At 38.8% G+C, this 255-nt stretch carries 1 pseudogene; it reads left to right on the forward strand.

Annotated features, from left to right (window positions below):
• Positions 1 to 55: 55 nt before the first annotated feature.
• Positions 56 to 255: pseudogene (locus HXW94_RS20680) on the forward strand (hypothetical protein); the annotation flags it as partial.

Below are 255 nucleotides of genomic sequence, written 5' to 3' on the forward strand. Positions count from 1 at the left end.
TCAGGTTAAAGAAAACCGGTATATTCAATACTTTTGCAATGTCCCAGATGAAGATTTGTCTACTTTCATGCATCCCAGCAACCTGAGCAAATTGCGAAAACGCTTTGGTATAAAAGGGATTGAAGCCGTAGAGGCCGTCATTTTCGATCTGCTAAGGGTTACAAAAGTTATTGATAAGAGTACTATGCTGATTGATTCCACTGTACTACCCAACAATATTTCTTATCCAACAGATATCGGGTTGATTTTCAAGGC

Source organism: Desulfobacter latus (assembly GCF_013389365.1).
Taxonomy (GTDB): domain Bacteria; phylum Desulfobacterota; class Desulfobacteria; order Desulfobacterales; family Desulfobacteraceae; genus Desulfobacter; species Desulfobacter latus.